Origin of the sequence: Geobacillus genomosp. 3, from assembly GCF_000445995.2 — a bacterium.
Taxonomy (GTDB): domain Bacteria; phylum Bacillota; class Bacilli; order Bacillales; family Anoxybacillaceae; genus Geobacillus.
Map to the genome: position 1 here is coordinate 1479809 of NC_022080.4, position 16385 is coordinate 1496193.

Annotated in this window: 13 protein-coding genes and 1 other RNA gene; 11 read left to right on the forward strand and 3 right to left on the reverse strand. The window is 53.7% G+C overall.

Annotated elements, in window-relative coordinates:
- Positions 1 to 20: 20 nt before the first annotated feature.
- The 11 genes from M493_RS07385 to M493_RS07430 all read left to right on the forward strand — a co-directional run bounded on the left by M493_RS07385 (position 21) and on the right by M493_RS07430 (position 13541).
- Positions 21 to 1238 (forward strand): NAD(P)-dependent malic enzyme, encoded by a 1218-nt coding sequence (locus M493_RS07385; protein WP_020959679.1) that lies wholly within the window; start codon positions 21 to 23, stop codon positions 1236 to 1238.
- A gap of 6 nt (positions 1239 to 1244) precedes the next feature.
- Positions 1245 to 2033: a fumarylacetoacetate hydrolase family protein gene (locus M493_RS07390; protein WP_020959680.1), complete on the forward strand. Its 789-nt coding sequence runs from the start codon at positions 1245 to 1247 to the stop codon at positions 2031 to 2033.
- Between the two features lie 191 nt (positions 2034 to 2224).
- Positions 2225 to 3010, forward strand: coding sequence for an IclR family transcriptional regulator (locus M493_RS07395; RefSeq protein WP_020959681.1), 786 nt, complete (start codon positions 2225 to 2227; stop codon positions 3008 to 3010).
- Positions 3011 to 3189: 179 nt separating this feature from the next.
- On the forward strand, positions 3190 to 5448 hold the full coding sequence (locus M493_RS07400) for a DEAD/DEAH box helicase (protein ID WP_020959682.1): 2259 nt from the start codon (positions 3190 to 3192) through the stop codon (positions 5446 to 5448).
- 145 nt (positions 5449 to 5593) lie between these two features.
- Positions 5594 to 6868: a ribonuclease H-like domain-containing protein gene (locus tag M493_RS07405; protein WP_020959683.1), complete on the forward strand. Its 1275-nt coding sequence runs from the start codon at positions 5594 to 5596 to the stop codon at positions 6866 to 6868.
- A 433-nt stretch (positions 6869 to 7301) separates the two neighbouring features.
- On the forward strand, positions 7302 to 7538 hold the full coding sequence (locus M493_RS17615; RefSeq protein ID WP_071990879.1) for a CotD family spore coat protein: 237 nt from the start codon (positions 7302 to 7304) through the stop codon (positions 7536 to 7538).
- 238 nt (positions 7539 to 7776) lie between these two features.
- Complete coding sequence (gene gpsB / locus M493_RS07415) at positions 7777 to 8073, forward strand: cell division regulator GpsB (RefSeq protein ID WP_020959685.1); 297 nt, start codon at positions 7777 to 7779, stop codon at positions 8071 to 8073.
- A 100-nt stretch (positions 8074 to 8173) separates the two neighbouring features.
- Positions 8174 to 8571: RNase P RNA component class B (gene rnpB / locus M493_RS17620), an RNA gene on the forward strand.
- A 144-nt stretch (positions 8572 to 8715) separates the two neighbouring features.
- Positions 8716 to 9858, forward strand: a complete 1143-nt coding sequence (locus tag M493_RS07420; protein WP_020959686.1) for a THUMP domain-containing class I SAM-dependent RNA methyltransferase — start codon at positions 8716 to 8718, stop codon at positions 9856 to 9858.
- A gap of 124 nt (positions 9859 to 9982) precedes the next feature.
- Positions 9983 to 11920 (forward strand): ATP-dependent DNA helicase, encoded by a 1938-nt coding sequence (locus M493_RS07425; protein WP_023817596.1) that lies wholly within the window; start codon positions 9983 to 9985, stop codon positions 11918 to 11920.
- Between the two features lie 115 nt (positions 11921 to 12035).
- On the forward strand, positions 12036 to 13541 hold the full coding sequence (locus M493_RS07430; RefSeq protein WP_020959688.1) for a carboxypeptidase M32: 1506 nt from the start codon (positions 12036 to 12038) through the stop codon (positions 13539 to 13541).
- 40 nt (positions 13542 to 13581) lie between these two features.
- On the opposite strand, the gene M493_RS07435 is transcribed toward M493_RS07430, so the two are convergent.
- From M493_RS07435 to M493_RS07445, 3 genes are read right to left on the reverse strand one after another with little or no spacing between them, the layout of a single operon-like run.
- Positions 13582 to 15231, reverse strand: a complete 1650-nt coding sequence (locus tag M493_RS07435; RefSeq protein WP_020959689.1) for a b(o/a)3-type cytochrome-c oxidase subunit 1 — start codon at positions 15229 to 15231, stop codon at positions 13582 to 13584.
- 1 nt (position 15232) lies between these two features.
- Positions 15233 to 15703, reverse strand: a complete 471-nt coding sequence (locus M493_RS07440; RefSeq protein WP_020959690.1) for a cytochrome c oxidase subunit II — start codon at positions 15701 to 15703, stop codon at positions 15233 to 15235.
- Between the two features lie 21 nt (positions 15704 to 15724).
- Entirely contained in the window at positions 15725 to 15886 is a 162-nt protein-coding gene (locus M493_RS07445; RefSeq protein WP_020959691.1) for a cytochrome c oxidase subunit 2A, read from the reverse strand.
- Positions 15887 to 16385: the final 499 nt, after the last annotated feature.

The following is a 16385-nucleotide window of genomic DNA, read 5'->3' on the forward strand; positions in this document are numbered from 1 at the left end:
TTAGTAGCTAGGGATTAAGGATGGAACATTTAAGGGAAAAAGCGTTGCTTGTCCATCGGCAGGCGAAAGGAAAATTATCTGTCGAATTAAAAGTGCCGGTCGTCGATACAAATGACCTAAGCCTTATTTATTCGCCAGGTGTGGCCGAGCCATGCAAGGAGATTGTCGCTAACGAAGAGGAGATGTATAGCTATACAGTCAAAGGTAATTTCGTCGCCGTTGTCTCGAACGGCACCGCGGTGCTCGGGCTTGGCAATATCGGCGCGCGGGCAGCGCTCCCGGTGATGGAAGGGAAAGCCGCTTTGTTTAAAGCGTTCGCCGGCATTGACGCCGTGCCGCTTTGTCTCGATACGGAAGATCCGGATGAGTTTATCCAGGCCGTTAAACTGCTCGAGCCGACGTTTGGAGGCATCAATTTAGAAGATATCGCAGCGCCGGCCTGCTTTGTCATTGAGGAGCGGCTGCGCCAAGAAATGACCATTCCGGTGTTTCATGATGACCAGCATGGCACAGCCATTGTTGTGGCGGCTGGACTGACGAACGCGTTGAAAGTGGTTGGCAAGCGGCTCGCCGATTGCCGGATCGTCATTAACGGCGCCGGTGCGGCCGGGGTGGCGATCGCCAAACTGCTGTTGTCGATGGGAGTCGGCGATCTCGTGATATGCGACACGAAAGGGGCTATTTACGAAGGTCGCCCGCACGGCATGAATGCGCTAAAGGAAGATTTGGCGAAACAAACAAACAGGGAGCGTGCGGTCGGAACGCTCGCGGACGTAATCAAGGGTGCCGATGTGTTTATCGGTGTCTCGGCCGCCGGCGCGTTGACACCGGCGATGGTTCAGTCAATGAACCGCGGGGCAATCGTGTTCGCCCTCGCTAATCCGGTGCCGGAAATTATGCCGGAGGAGGCCAAAGCCGCCGGTGCCGTCATTGTGGCGACCGGGCGGTCGGATTTGCCGAATCAAGTGAACAATGTGCTCGCATTCCCCGGCATCTTCCGCGGTGCGCTTGATGTACGGGCAACGCAAGTGAATGAGGAAATGAAAATCGCTGCTGCCGAAGCGATCGCCGGGCTCATTCAGCCGGAAGAGTTAACCGAGGAATATGTCATCCCGAATCCGTTCGACCAACGCGTCGTAGGGGCCGTCGCTTCCGCCGTCGCCCGTGCCGCCATCGAAACCGGGGTAGCCCGGCATGCGGTGAATAGTCAAGAAAAAAATCGCGTCAGAGAGGGGTAACTGTTGATGAAAATCGCTCGTTTTATCGCCGATGGGACGGTTCGTGCCGGTGTGGTGAGCGGGGAGGTCATACGTGAAATCGAAGGCGATGTGTTTGACGCTTGGGACTACACGGGAAATGTGTTTCGCTGCGATGACGTTTCACTTGTGGCGCCGCTTGTGCCGCGCCATGTGATCGGCATCGGCGCCAATTATGTGGCAACAAGCGACCAGCTTCCGCCCGAACTGCCGGACATTCCGGTCTTTTTCTTTAAACCATCTTCATCAGTCATCGGTCCAGAAGCGGATATTGTGATTCCGAGCGGAGTGGGCGAGGTCAAATTTGAATCGGAACTGGCCGTTGTCATCGGCAAAGAGGCAAAATCGGTGAGTGAAGAAGACATTTGGGCGCATATTTTTGGCTATACGGTTGCCAATGATGTCACCGCGCCACAGTTTTTCCATCCCGATGGGCATTGGACGGTCGGAAAGTCGTTTGATACGTTTACCCCGCTCGGACCGGTCATTGAAACAGAGCTCGATCCAAGCCTAGTGTCAGTGAAGGCCCGGGTTAACGGCGAGGAAAAGCAAAACAGTCCGACGGCGCTCATGATCATTTCCATCAGCAAAATGATTTCCTATTTGTCCCATGTCATGACGCTGCAGCCGGGTGATGTCATTTTAACCGGGAGCCCGGTTGGCGCTGAACTGGTCGGCCCGGGAACCGTGATTGAGTGTGAAGTGGACGGCATCGGCACGCTCCGCAACACGTTCGTCGCCGCCAAAGCGCCGGCCGTTTCCCTCCGGCAAGGGTAGTGTGTCCTTTTCCGTCGTTTAGGAGCGGCGGGCATTGGTTTAGCGACTGACGTGACACGCCGCCGGTTTCTGTGCACGCCGCCGTTGGGAGGACCGAACGGTCTCTGTGGCGCGTGTTGCACAGTGGCCCTGCAAACGCCCGGCCGTTCGTGTATAATAGCGAGCGGAGAGAACAAATCGAGGTGAACATAATGGAAAGAGAAAATATGGTCAAATCCGTCAGCCGGGCGCTGCAAATTATTGACATCGTCAGCACGAAAAAAGATGGGTTGGGCGTTACGGAAATCGCCAAACAAATGGACATTAACAAAAGTTCCGTGTACCGCATTTTAACGACGCTCGCCCAATACGGCTATATCGAACAACATCCGGAAACGGAGCGGTACAAACTTGGCTACAAGTTTTTAGAGATTAGTTCGAAACTGCTTGATTCAATCGATTTGCGCCAAGAGGCGAAACCGTATTTGCGCCAGCTTGAAAAAGAAACGAATGAAGTCGTCCATCTTGTCGTCTACGACCAAGGGGAAGTCATTTACATTGAAAAATTGGAAGGAACGGAAACGCTGCGGATGCATTCCAAAGTGGGCAAGCGGGCGCCGATGCATTGCACGGCGGTCGGCAAGGCGATTTTGGCTTACTTGTCGCCGGCAGTGGCTGCCGAGATCATTGATCGGAAAGGGCTCCCAAAGCATACTGATTTGACGATCACCGACCGTGAGGCGTTTTTTCGTGAGCTTGACACCGTCCGGCAAAATGGATATGCGCTCGATTTGGAAGAAAATGAATACGGCATCCGTTGTGTAGCGGTCCCGATTTTTGATTACACCGGCAGCGTCGTTGCTGCTGTCAGCGTCTCCGGCCCAACGATCCGCATGACGGACGACCGCATCGCCGGGCTCGCTATGCGCATGCGTCAGATCGGCAAAGAGCTTTCCGCCCGGCTCGGCCATCGGCCGGCCCATTCCGTCCAGCTGTAACAGCTGGACGGTTTTTTTAGCTTAGCACGCCGGGGAAAAAAGGGAGGCAAGATGCGAGCCGCAGGAGCCTTTGTCGTATTTTTCCCTCTCGACCGGCACGGAAGACAAAGGGACAGCCTATGTTTTTTCTAGTGAAAACACGAGAATGCATGTAAAATAGAACCGAGGTGATTGGCAACGTGAAAAAACAGACGCTTTCCGAATGGATTGAACAGCTTCGCCAAGATCCGAACGTCGTCTATTGGCACGAAATGGAGACGAAACAAGCCGATACGGTTCCGTTTCCGGCCGGACTCGACGTGCGGCTGCGTGCAGCGCTCGAAGCGCGCGGCATCGCCTCGCTTTACACACACCAGGCGGCAGCGTACGAGACGGTGCGAAGCGGACGGAACGTCGTCGCAGTGACACCGACCGCATCCGGCAAAACGCTCTGTTACAATTTGCCTGTGCTGCAAGCGATCGCGGAGGCGCCGGAAAGCCGTGCCCTTTATTTATTTCCGACGAAAGCGCTCGCCCAAGATCAAAAAAGTGAATTGAACGAAATCATCGCTGCGATGGGGGCGCCGATTTACAGCTATACATATGACGGCGATACGGCACCGGCGCTGCGGCAAAAAATCCGTCAAGCCGGCCATATTGTCATCACCAATCCGGATATGCTCCATACCGCCATTTTGCCGCACCATACGAAATGGATGTCACTGTTTGAACAGTTGCGCTACGTCGTCATCGACGAACTACATACGTATCGCGGCGTGTTTGGCAGCCATGTGGCGAACGTCATCCGTCGCTTGAAGCGGATTTGCGCTTTTTACGGCAGCCGGCCGACGTTTATTTGCACCTCAGCGACGATCGCCAATCCGCAGGAGCTGGCCAGCCGGCTGACTGGCGAGCCGATGACGCTCATTGACAACAACGGGGCGCCGCGCGGGCGGAAACATATCGTATTTTACAACCCGCCAGTCATCGAGCGGGCCATGAACGTCCGCCAAAGCGCGACAAAAACGGCGGTTGAACTGGCGCGGCAGCTGCTTGTCAATCGCATTCCGACGATCGTGTTCGCCCGCAGCCGCGTCCGGGCCGAGCTCATTTTGAGCCATTTGCAGACGGCGGTGAAAGAACGGATCGGGGGAACGACGATCCGCGGCTACCGCGGCGGCTATTTGCCGAATGAGCGGCGCGCCATTGAAAAAGGGTTGCGCAGCGGAGAGATTATCGGCGTCGTCAGCACAAACGCGCTCGAACTCGGCGTCGATATCGGCCAGCTGCAGGCGTGTATTCTCGCCGGCTACCCGGGAACGATCGCCAGCACGTGGCAGCAAGCCGGGCGCGCCGGACGGCGCCATGGCGACTCGCTCGTCATTATGGTGGCCAGCTCAAGCCCGCTTGACCAATACATCGTCTCCCATCCGGAATACTTTTTTGCCCGTTCGCCGGAGACAGCCCGCATTAACCCTGACAATATGCTTGTTTTGGTCGATCATCTGAAATGTGCGGCATATGAACTCCCGTTTCGGCGCGGCGAGACGTTCGGCGGCGTTGAAGTGGAAGAAGTGCTTGACTTTTTGGTCGACCAAGGAGTGCTTCACGAACGGGCCGGGCGCTGGCATTGGATGAGCGACGCCTTTCCGGCGCAAAACATCAGCTTGCGTTCGGCGGCGCAGGAAAACGTGGTGATCATCGATATTTCAAACGTAGCGCGCCACCGTGTCATCGGTGAAATGGATCGCTTTAGCGCCATGACGCTGCTCCATGAAGAGGCAATTTACCTGCACGAAGGGACGCAATATCAAGTTGAAAAGCTTGACTGGGAGGAAAAAAAAGCGTACGTCCGCCGGGTCGATGTCGAATATTTCACTGATGCCCATTTAGCTGTACAGCTTGATGTGCTGTCTGACGACCGGAGCAATGATCGTGGACTGATGGCGGTGCACTACGGCGATGTGTCCGTCCGGGCAATGGCGACGATTTTTAAAAAGCTGAAACTATCGACGTTTGAAAACATCGGCTCAGGGCCGATCCGCCTTCCAGAAGAAACACTTCATACGTCAGCAGCATGGTTCGAATGGAAGGCCGTGCCATCAAGATTTTCCCCGGCATTGTTTGAACAGTTGCTTGTCGGCATCGCCAGCGTGCTCAGCCATCTTGTTCCTATCTTTGTGATGTGCGACCGCTCGGATGTTCACGTCGTGCCACAGCTGAAGGCGCCGCACTCCGGCCGGCCGACGATTTTTCTTTATGACCGCTATCCGGGCGGTGTCGGCTTATCGGAAGCTGTATTTGAACGACATGAAGAAATGCTTGAGCGCGTAAAGGAATGGGTGACGCGCTGCCCGTGCACAGATGGCTGCCCTTCATGCATCGGCGTTTCCGAAACGGCCGGGCTGCCGATAAAGCGGGAGCTTATACGGTTTTTAGATGAACAGCTTGCGGAATAGAACGGCTCGCTTGTTTCGCACCGCTGTTGTGAAGAAAACTAGACAGCGTTGGACTTAGGTGTCATGGGGCGGGGAAACGAGGCAGCTTCTTTGAGCGTTTACACGCTAAAAGACAGAAAGAGAGCGGGCGGAAAGGAGGGGGCGAATGAAACCGAAGCTATCGCAATGGAAAGAGCTGCTTGCCGCCCGGCATAAAAGGAAGGCGGCGGATGAACAGAACGAAGCGGAACCGGACGAACGCGTGGGGACGGACGTGCCGTTTGTAGAGGTTTGGCGGGAATACGGGGTGGAGCCGTATTGGTTTGCCGGCGATTATTGCCTCATTCGGGAGACGGTGTATCCGCTTGATCATGGGCACGGCCGCTACCGGCTCGGGGCGTTGCATGATGTACATCGGCGCTGGCAGGAGGCGCCATTTTCCCACCCGCTCTCGTGCCGCGGGTTTGCCATTGGCGACTTATTCTTTTTTGACACCGAAACGATGGGGCTTTCAAGCGGAGCGGGAACCGTCATGTTTCTGCTCGGCCACGCCCGCGTCCTCGGCGACCGCATCATTGTCCGCCAACACCTTTTGCCGCACCCGGGGGCAGAGGTGGCGCTATATCAAAGCTTTCTATCGGATGTCAACTATACGACTCTCGTCACTTATAATGGGAAGGCGTTCGACTGGCCGCGGCTGAAAACGCGCCATGCCCTTGTCCGCGATATGGTGCCGAAGCTGCCGGCGTTTGGTCATTTTGACTTGTATCACGCCGCTCGCCGCTTATGGAAGGATAAACTCGACTCGCTTCGCCTAGCGGAGGTGGAACGGCATATTCTGCACATTGAGCGTGATGGTGATGTGCCCGGTTTTTTGGCGCCGATGATATATCAGGCGTTTTTGCAAACGCCTCATCCGGATCGGATCATGCCGGTATTGCGCCATAACGAACATGATGTGTTGTCGCTCATTGTGCTCTACATCCACTTATCCATTCAGCTGCTTGAAGCGGGGCAGCTCCCTGATCCGCGGGAACAGCTGGCCGCCGCCCGTTGGCTCGAAGCCGTCGGGGAAACGGCGGCTGCCGCGGGCGTGTATGAACAGGCGGGCAGCAAAGAGGCGAAGGAAGCGCGGGAGGCGAAATGGCAACTGTCGCTTTTGCACCGGAGAGAAAAACGCTATGAAGAGGCGGTTGCCATTTGGCGCGACTTGTTCGATCACGGAAGCGGCTTTTGGAAGATGAAAGCAGGTCTTGAGCTGGCGAAAGCGTATGAGCATCATTTCCGCGATGCGGCCGAAGCGCACCGCTATGCGGCTATGGCGTATGAAGCATGGCGATCGCTCGCCAAGGCGAGCCGGCAAAGTGTAGAAAAAGATGAACAGGAGTGGCGCAAGAGGCTTGAGCGGTTGGCGCGCAAGAAAAAAGGGGTGGAGAAATGACAGGCTCATTTCCCTGGCAAGCGCAAAATGTGACAGAAAAGCAAAAAAATCTTGCCTTTTTGCTTCGAATCTTGTAGAAAAAAGAAAAAATGTGTACAATGGCATCGGGATGAATGAAAATGATGGCAGGGAGAAGAACACAATGCGGAGCATGTACAAAAAAGTTTTGTACCTCTTTTTTATTGTTGTCGGCTTGACGTTTGTCGTGTTCAATTATGTGTATTAACGTGTTGAGCTAGGCGCGGTGATTTACGCACGTTTTCCTCGATGCGGCTGTGGAGCGGACGAGCTGCGCAGCGCCGCGGGGATGGGGGAACAGGCGCAGCCGTACAGCAGAAATAAAATGGGTATCTATACTAGTACGTGTTCGTCCTCTTCGTCATAGGCTAGTATTGTCAATCAACAGTCTAGACGATGAAAGGAGAAGGATGCCATGCATTGCCCACCATACGTGACGGCGCCGATCGTCCACCCGCCTCAATGCTGTGTCAAACATCATTTCCAGGCAACGGTTGTGCCGCATATCCATCCGTCGCATACAACGCACGTTTATCATCAACTGTATGAACATCGTCATTACTTCCCGCACACGGAATCGGCCGTTGCTCGGGCTGCCAACCGTCACTTGTATTGTCCGGGGCCGATGCCGCCGTTTCCAGCTGGATATTAGACGCGAAAACAGAGGCCGCTTCGTCGGCCTCTGTTTTTTCGCGGCGGACGGCCAGCGCTGCCGGCTGCGCCCGCCTTGGCGGGAGAACGGTTTTTCGACGCAAGAAGGAAGGGGCCTCCCTATTGCCATGCTGTACGGCTCCGCGATTTAGGCAGGGCAGACGTTAATTGACAACCGGCGTAATTTCTGAAAAAATAAAGGAAAGATGATTGTTGAATGCGGATTGGGGTGAAAAGCTATGTCGGCCAATCAGGTGAAACTGACACCGAAAGACATTTTGGAAAAGGAATTTAAAGTAAACATGCGGGGGTATAACCAAGACGAAGTAGATCAATTTTTGGACATCGTCATTAAAGATTACGAGGCGTTCCAACAAGAAATTGACGAGCTGCGTCAAGAAAATATCCGGCTGAGGCGGCAAGTGGAAGAGTTGCAAAAGCGGCCGGCCACATCGGCGGGGACGACGAACTACGATATTTTGCAACGCCTCTCCAATTTGGAAAAACACGTGTTCGGTCGCAAGCTGTATGAATAGACGGCCGGCGGAACAAAATCGGCATAGTTCAATTCCAATTTTTTTCTCTTGATCTCATTCGAAAAATCAACTATACTGTAAGATGCTTGCAACGTTAATCATGTTCGGGTAATCGCTGCGGCCGGTTTTGGCCGTAGAGGAAAGTCCATGCTCGCACGGTGCTGAGATGCCCGTAGTGTTCGTGCCTAGCGAATCCATAAGCTAGGGCAGTCTGGCTTCGGCTGGGCTGACGGCGGGGAAAGAACCTACGTCCCGGCCGGGATACGGTTCGATTACCCTGAAAGTGCCACAGTGACGGAGCTCTAAGGGAAACCTTAGAGGTGGAACGCGGTAAACCCCACGAGCGAGAAACCCAAATGATGGTAGGGGCACCTTCCTGAAGGAAATGAACGGAGGGAAGGACAGGCGGCACATGCTGCCTGTAGATAGATGATTACCGCCGGAGTACGAGGCGCAAAGCCGCTGGCAGTACGAAGGTACAGAACATGGCTTACAGAACATGATTAACGTGGTGATGGCATCATGAAAAGCCCTCCTGCATGAAGGAGGGCTTTTCGATTGCGTGTTTTTCGTGGTTAGATGGGATATAATGGGAATATGGGCGGCCAACAGTGATACATACCGTTTGCGAGGGGGAACAGAATGAAGTCCTTTTCAATCATCGCCACGGCGGCGATGGGACTCGAGTCGGTCGTGGCCGAGGAAGTGCGCCGGCTCGGCTACGAATGCCAAGTGGAGAACGGCAAAGTGACATTTGAAGGAGATGCGCTCGCCATTTGCCGCGCCAACCTTTGGCTGCGTACCGCTGACCGGGTGAAGCTCAAAATCGGCGAGTTTCGGGCGACGACGTTTGAGGAGTTGTTTGAGCAGACGAAGGCGCTGCCATGGGCCGATTATTTGCCGAAAGATGCCGCGTTTCCGGTAATCGGGAAATCGGTCAAGTCAACGCTGTTTAGCGTCTCTGACTGCCAAGCCATCGTCAAAAAGGCGGTTGTGGAAAGTTTAAACGAGCGCTACCGGCTGTCATGGTTTCCGGAAACAGGGCCGCTCTGCCGCATTGAAGTGGCGCTCCATAAAGATATCGCTACTTTAACGATCGATGCGAGCGGCACCGGGCTGCACAAGCGTGGCTACCGCGCCCGTCAAGGGGAAGCGCCGCTAAGAGAGACGCTTGCGGCTGCCTTAGTGCTGCTCACGAACTGGACGCCCAATCGCCCGTTTGTTGATCCGTTTTGCGGTTCAGGGACGATCGCCATCGAAGCGGCGCTCATTGGCCAAAACATTGCCCCCGGGTTTAACCGCGATTTCGTTTCCGAACAATGGCCGTGGATTGGGGAAGAGGTGTGGGATGAAGCGCGCCAAGAAGTGGAAGATATGGCGCGCTATGATGAGCCGCTCGATATTTGCGGAATTGACCTTGATCCACAGATGGTGGAAATCGCCAAGGTAAACGCGGCTGAAGCCGGGTTGGCTGATCTTCTTTCTTTTCAAACAGGGCGGGCGGAACAGTTTCGGACAGATAAATTGTACGGAGTGATTGTCGGCAACCCGCCATACGGTGAACGGCTCGGCGAACAGCGGGAAGTCGAAGCGCTCTACCGCGCCATCGGCCGCACTTTCGCCGCCTTAGACACATGGTCGGTGTACATGTTAACCGCCCATCGTGGTTTTGAAACGCATTACGGGCGCCCCGCAACCAAGCGGCGCAAGTTGTTTAATGGCTTTATTGAGACGCATTACTATCAATATTGGGGGCCGCGGCCGCCGCGCGAGGCTAGAAGTTGACTTCTTTGCGGCCATCCATCATAATATTGTCTTGTTATGGGAAAATCAGGCGCGCAACAAACATGTTGCGCGCTTACGCATGATGGTGCCGGGGGAGTTTATGCCAATTGGAGGGGTGGCGGCGATGAGCCATGAACGTTATCCGTTTGTATTAGAAAAAAACGAAAACTTTTTTGATAAGCTCGGCCAATGGATCGGCGATGTCTTTTACGATATTTTGCCGGAGGCCGGCTTTGAGCTGCGTGATGAGCAAATTTATATGGCGTTCCAACTCGAGCGCGCGTTTCGCGAGAAAAAGGTGATCTTTGCGGAAGCCGGAGTCGGTACAGGAAAAACGATCGTCTACTTGCTGTATGCGATTTGTTACGCCCGCTACACCGGCAAGCCGGCCATCATCGCCTGCGCCGATGAGACGCTGATCGAGCAACTCGTCAAAAAAGAAGGGGATATCGCCAAATTGTCCGATATCCTCGGACTGCATATCGACGTTCGGCTTGCCAAATCGCCGGATCAATATTTATGTTTAAATAAGCTCGAGGAAGTGACGACATATGATGACGAGGATATCGAATTATACGAGCGGATTTTTGATGAGCTTCCGGGATTCGTTCATGACAGCAAACCGATGCAGTCATTTTACCGCTATGGCGATCGGAAAGAATACGCCCATTTGAGCGATGAGCAGTGGAAAAAAATCGCCTGGGATCCGTTTCAAGATTGTTTTACATGTGAAAAGCGGCATCGTTGCGGCCAGACGCTTTGGCGCGACTACTACCGGAAGGCGGCCGATTTGATCGTTTGTTCGCACGACTTTTATATGGAGCATGTATGGACGTATGAAGCGCGCAAGCGGGAAGGGCAGCTGCCGCTTTTGCCGGAGGCGAGCTGCGTCGTGTTTGACGAAGGGCATTTGCTTGAGTTTGCCGCCCAAAAGGCGCTCACATATCGGATGAAAGAGACGACGCTCGAGATGTTGCTGACAAGGCTTCTTGAAAACGACATCCGCGAAGAGCTCGCCTACTTAATTGAAGAAACACTCGAGACGAGCGGGCGCTTTTTTACGGAATTAAAAACATGCGCGAAAACTATCCCTGGCTCGAACCGGAGAGAAATTTCGCCGTCGCCGGAGCTTGAGCGGTGGTCGAAGCAGCTGCGCGACCAAATCGTTAGAATCGGCAATGAGCTCGTGTTTGAAAGTGAGACGTATACGATTGACCATTACCAACTCAATATTGTTGACGAATACTTGGACCAAATTCACTATTTGCTCGACTTGTTTTTGACAAGCGCCGATGCCATTGCGTGGCTCGAGTCGTCGCGCCAGGAGGCGACGCTTGTCGTCATGCCGCGGACGGTGCAAGAAGTGTTGCGTGAAAAAGTGTTTGCGAAGCGCATGCCGTTTATCTTCTCATCAGCCACGTTGTCGAACGGAAAGTCGTTTCAATATATGGCTGAAAGTTTAGGCATTGATGACTATTTGTCGTTCAGCGTGCCGTCGCCGTTTGATTACGATGAGCAAATGACGATTTATATGCCGACGTTCCGGGCCGGCGAGACGCTGTTTGCCGAGAAATACGCCTATGCGCTTACGAAGCTGCGTGAAACAGGCGGACGGGCGCTCATTTTGTTTCCGACGCGCGAGGAGCTGCTTCAATTTAAAGAAGCGGCGTCCGGCGAACCGTTTTCGTTCTTGTTTGAGGGAGACCGTGAAATTAGCGATTTAGTCGCTGAGTTTCAGCGCGATGAGGAGACCGTGCTTTGTTCGGAACATTTATGGGAAGGGCTTGACATCCCAGGGCCGTCATTGTCAAACGTCATCATTTGGTCACTTCCGTATCCGCCGAACGATCCGGTGTTTCAGTCGAAACGGAGGGCATACCGCGATCCGTTTTGGGACGTCGATGTTCCGTATATGCTTCTCCGCCTCCGCCAAGGGATCGGTCGGCTCATCCGCACGCGCGATGACCGCGGCATCGTCTCCATTTTGATCACCGATCGGGAGGACAGGCAGGTGATCGCTGCGATCAAAGACGTCTTACCGACGTCCGTGAGGGAAGAATAACGTTCTTCCCTCTTTTTTTGGCCGAAAACGACGTTTCTTCGCCATCAAGAAGGAAAAAAGCGCCTAGTTATGGAAATGATGATACGGCCATCGAAAACCAATAGGGGGATTGAGCATGAGAAAGCGAATCGAAGCACAGTTTTTGCAATACGTCAAAAAAATGATGGGCTACCATGAAGCGATCAGCTTAATGTATTGGGATTTGCGAACCGGGGCTCCGAGAAAAGGGGTGGAGCAGCGTGCCGAAGTGATCGGCCTGTTGTCGGAAGAAGTGTTTCAAATGTCAACGTCAGAGGAGATGGCGGCGTTTATCGCCAAGCTGTCAGCTAAAGAGGTGTATGAACAGCTCGGTGAAGTGACACAGCATACGCTTAATGAATGCCAAAAAGAATACGAGCGGAATAAAAAAATTCCAGCGGATGAGTATAAAGCGTATGTCATGCTTTGCTCAAAGGCGGAAAGCGTCTGGGAAGAGGCGAAAGCGGCCGCCGATTTTGCCCGTTTTCGTCCGTATTTGGAACAAATCATCGACTTTCAGCGCCGCTTTATCGGTTACTGGGGGCATGAAGGGCATCCGTACAATACGCTTCTTGACCAGTATGAGCCGGGCATGACGGTCGAGCTGCTTGACGCGCTGTTCAATCAGTTGCGCGAGCGCATCGTCCCGCTTGTACAGGCCATTTCCGCTGCAAAGGGCAGGCCGGATACGTCGTTTTTGTTTGCGCCGTTCCCGAAGGAAAAGCAGCGTGCCTTTCTTTTGGAACTACTTCCGGAATTGGGCTATGATTTTGGCAAAGGACGGCTTGATGAAACGGTTCACCCGTTTGCAATCGGGCTGAACCCGAACGACGTGCGCATTACGACCCGTTACGATGAGCGCGATTTCCGCACCGCCATCTTCGGAACGATTCATGAGTGCGGCCATGCGCTGTATGAACAACATATTTCCGAAACACTTGTCGGCACGCCGCTTTGCGGCGGGGCATCGATGGGCATTCATGAGTCGCAGTCGCTTTTTTTTGAAAATATGATCGGCCGTCATAAGTCATTTTGGAAACGGCATTACCCGCGCCTGGCGCAATACGCACCAACGCAGTTCGCCGGCGTTTCGCTTGATGCGTTTTACCGGGCGATCAATGAGGCGAAGCCGTCGCTTATTCGGATTGAAGCCGATGAGTTGACCTACCCGCTTCATATTATCATCCGTTATGAAATCGAAAAACAGCTGTTTGCGGGAGAGATCGAAGCGGCGGATTTGCCGGACGTGTGGAATGAGAAATACGAGCAATATCTCGGCATTCGTCCGCATAACGATGCGGTCGGCGTTTTGCAAGATGTTCACTGGTCAGGCGGCAGCTTCGGCTATTTTCCGTCCTATGCGCTCGGCTATATGTACGCGGCGCAATTCAAACAGGCGCTCGAAAAAGAGCTCGATATGGCGAGGCTGCTTGAAGAAGGGAACATCGCACCGATCCGCGAATGGCTGACCGAACACATTCACCGGTTTGGCAAAACGAAAAAGCCGCTCGACCTTGTGCGTGATGCCACCGGTGAGCCGCTCAACGCCGAACACTTGATCCGTTATTTAGAAGAAAAATATCAAGCGATTTATCGTCTGTAAAACGAATCCCCCCTCTCCGGTTTGGAAGAGGGGGATTCGTTTACCATAATTTATATCCTTTTGACCCCGGCGGGGCGTTTTGGATAATGTCAATAAGCGGTACGGTATACGCGATCAAAATAAGCGCAACAACAAGGCCGATCCACAGCTTCCAGTTTTCGAACGCCAACGCTGCCCGTTCCTGCGGAGCGGCCGCTTCGGCGACCGGGAATTCGGTTTCGCCTTTCGGAGCGAAAAACGCCAGGTTAATGACGATGACGAGAATCAAAATAATGCCGATGAACAAAATGGTGCCGCCGACCGCCTGGGCGATTTGGTACGGGATCCATTCAAGCGCCTGCGGCGAGTTGCCGTATGTGGAGAACGCCGAGCGCCGCGGCGCCCCGAGCAAGCCGGCAAAGTGCATCGAGCCGGACATAAATGTCATCCCGACCGCCCACACGATCGTTTGGATGATGGCAAGCCGGTTCATCGCTTTCGTCATCACCCGGCCGGTCAAATGCGGGATGAGCCAATACGATGCGCCGAAAAATGTTAAGACAACGGTGGTAGCCACTGTCAGATGGAAGTGGCCGGTCACCCAAATCGTGTTATGAACGACCTGGTTGAGTTGGTGCGAAGCGTTAATGATTCCGCCTGTGCCGGCCGGAATGAAAAACAGCATTCCGACAAACGGCGCGAAAAAGCGGGCATCTCCCCACGGCAGTTTCCGCCACCAACCGAACAGGCCGGTTGCCCCTTGCGAGCGGCCGTACGATTCAAACGTCGCAAACATGGAGAACGCGGTCATGAGCGACGGGATGATGACCATAAACGTCAAGACGACTTGCACGTATTTCCAAAATGGCGAAATCCCCGGTTCAAGCAATTGGTGGTGGAAGCCGACCGGAATCGAAAACAGCAAAAACAAGATAAACGCCAACCGCGCGAGCGAATCGGAGAAAATTTTGCCCCCGATTACTTTCGGAATGACAGCATACCAGACCATATACGCCGGCAGCAGCCAGAAGTAAACGAGCGGATGGCCGAAATACCAAAACAGCGTCCGGCTCAACAGCACGTTCACGCGGTCAGTGAGCCCGAGCGACCAAGGAATGAGCTGCAAGACGACAGTCGCAGCAACGCCGAGCGTACAAATAAGCCACAGCGCCATGTTCGTGACCGACATAAATGTCAATAGCGGGCTCGCCTGGCCGCGGTGCGCTTTCCGCCAGCGAGCATAATGGGCAAACATTGAAAAACCGCTCATCCAGCTGCCGACGACAACGAGCGCCAAGCCGATGTAAAAGCCGGCATGCGCTTGCAGCGGCGCATAAAACGTATACAGTACCGCTGCCTGCCCAGTGAGGATGAAAAAGGCGCTCATGGCCGTTCCGATCGTCATCATCCAAAAACCGATCCAACCGAACCGGCGCGAACCGTCCGAGAGCGCTCCGGTCGTGCGGCTGACGGCGGCAAACTGGAAGCCGATAATGAAAAACGTTGTCAGCACAAGCCCAAGCAAGACGCCGTGCGTCGTTAAAATCGTGTAGTAGCTGATGCCGGCCGGCAATTCAAATTTGCCGGAGCGAACCAATGTTTGCAAAAGGCCGGCGAAGCCGCCCAACGCGAGAGCAGTAAAGGCGACAAATAAATGCGCCAGCGCCAGTTTGGCGTCGCGGCGATCGACTTTTTCCAACGGTTGCATCATGTTACTCCACCACCTTAATGCGCGCCGTCATCATATGGTGGCCGGCGCCGCAATATTCATTGCAAAGAATCGTGTATTCGCCCGGTTCATCAAATGTAGTCGTCAAACTGTTGACATAGCCGGGTTCAACCATCATATTCACGTTTGTTCCCGGAATTTGAAATCCGTGGATAACGTCCTTTGAGGTGACGTTAATCGTCACTTTCGCTCCTTTTGGAATTTCAATGGCATTTGGCGTAAAGGAAAAGGCAGCGACGACGATGTTCAGTTCGTATTCGTTATCTCCTTTTTTGACAAGACCCGGCTGATCGAACGGCGGTGTCGTATCGACTTTTTCCGGATCGATCGTCGTCAAGCAGCTTGGCGGCTGCTGTCCGGCGGCGAAAGCGCTCACACCGACGACGGTTAAAAAGACAATGAGACAGCCGATGCCAAACGTCAACCAAATTTTTTCGTACTTATGAATGTGCATCTCAAGTCCCTCCCTTGCCGCTTACATGCGGTGCAAAAATAAAAAGTAGACGCTGACCCAGGCGAAAATGATGAAAAAGCCGAGCAAAAACACGGATGCCAGCGTACCGCCAAGCGCCGGCTCTTTCTCTTTTTTCGTTTGCCGGGTCACTGCCGTCGGTTTTGTCCACTCCGGTTTTGCCATACCGTATCCCTCCTCTTTTTTGAAGTCATCCCCCATCACATTAGTGAGGCAGGCGCGCCAACTAGCGGATTTCCCTGCTTTGACACTATCATAACTGTAGGAAAGTGTGGCAACAGTGACTTTTCTCACAAAAATGATGCGGGAAGTTTGAACAAATGGTGACGATTGTGAAAAAAGTATGAAGAAGATGGGAGTAGGACGGGGCGCCGAAACGAATGATCGTCCTTTAGCGGTGGATAGATGGCGCCGGTTTTGGTAATGAGAGAACCGGGACGACAGCCTGGCGTTCGGCATGACCGCCATCATCGTAAATGCCGTCGTCCATTTCGGCAAGGCGAGAAAATTGGCCGCACTGCTGCTGCAGGAACAAAAAATTTCATAATCGTGTTGATCGCTTTCGTAGCCATCTTCGTTTTCTGACCGCTGCCTCGGAAATGGGGATGGCTTTTTTGTCGGCGTGTCGATTGGCGGTGAAAACGATAGAAATGGGGAGAAGTAT

Coding starts and splice junctions, on each gene's coding strand:
- M493_RS07440 (WP_020959690.1), bottom strand. CDS start 15,703: ATGCACATTCATAAGTACGAAAAAATTTGGTTGACGTTTGGCATCGGC.
- M493_RS07385 (WP_020959679.1), top strand. CDS start 21: ATGGAACATTTAAGGGAAAAAGCGTTGCTTGTCCATCGGCAGGCGAAA.
- M493_RS07405 (WP_020959683.1), top strand. CDS start 5,594: ATGAAACCGAAGCTATCGCAATGGAAAGAGCTGCTTGCCGCCCGGCAT.
- M493_RS07395 (WP_020959681.1), top strand. CDS start 2,225: ATGGAAAGAGAAAATATGGTCAAATCCGTCAGCCGGGCGCTGCAAATT.
- M493_RS17615 (WP_071990879.1), top strand. CDS start 7,302: ATGCATTGCCCACCATACGTGACGGCGCCGATCGTCCACCCGCCTCAA.
- gpsB (WP_020959685.1), top strand. CDS start 7,777: ATGTCGGCCAATCAGGTGAAACTGACACCGAAAGACATTTTGGAAAAG.
- M493_RS07430 (WP_020959688.1), top strand. CDS start 12,036: ATGAGAAAGCGAATCGAAGCACAGTTTTTGCAATACGTCAAAAAAATG.
- M493_RS07420 (WP_020959686.1), top strand. CDS start 8,716: ATGAAGTCCTTTTCAATCATCGCCACGGCGGCGATGGGACTCGAGTCG.
- M493_RS07445 (WP_020959691.1), bottom strand. CDS start 15,886: ATGGCAAAACCGGAGTGGACAAAACCGACGGCAGTGACCCGGCAAACG.
- M493_RS07425 (WP_023817596.1), top strand. CDS start 9,983: ATGAGCCATGAACGTTATCCGTTTGTATTAGAAAAAAACGAAAACTTT.
- M493_RS07435 (WP_020959689.1), bottom strand. CDS start 15,231: ATGATGCAACCGTTGGAAAAAGTCGATCGCCGCGACGCCAAACTGGCG.
- M493_RS07390 (WP_020959680.1), top strand. CDS start 1,245: ATGAAAATCGCTCGTTTTATCGCCGATGGGACGGTTCGTGCCGGTGTG.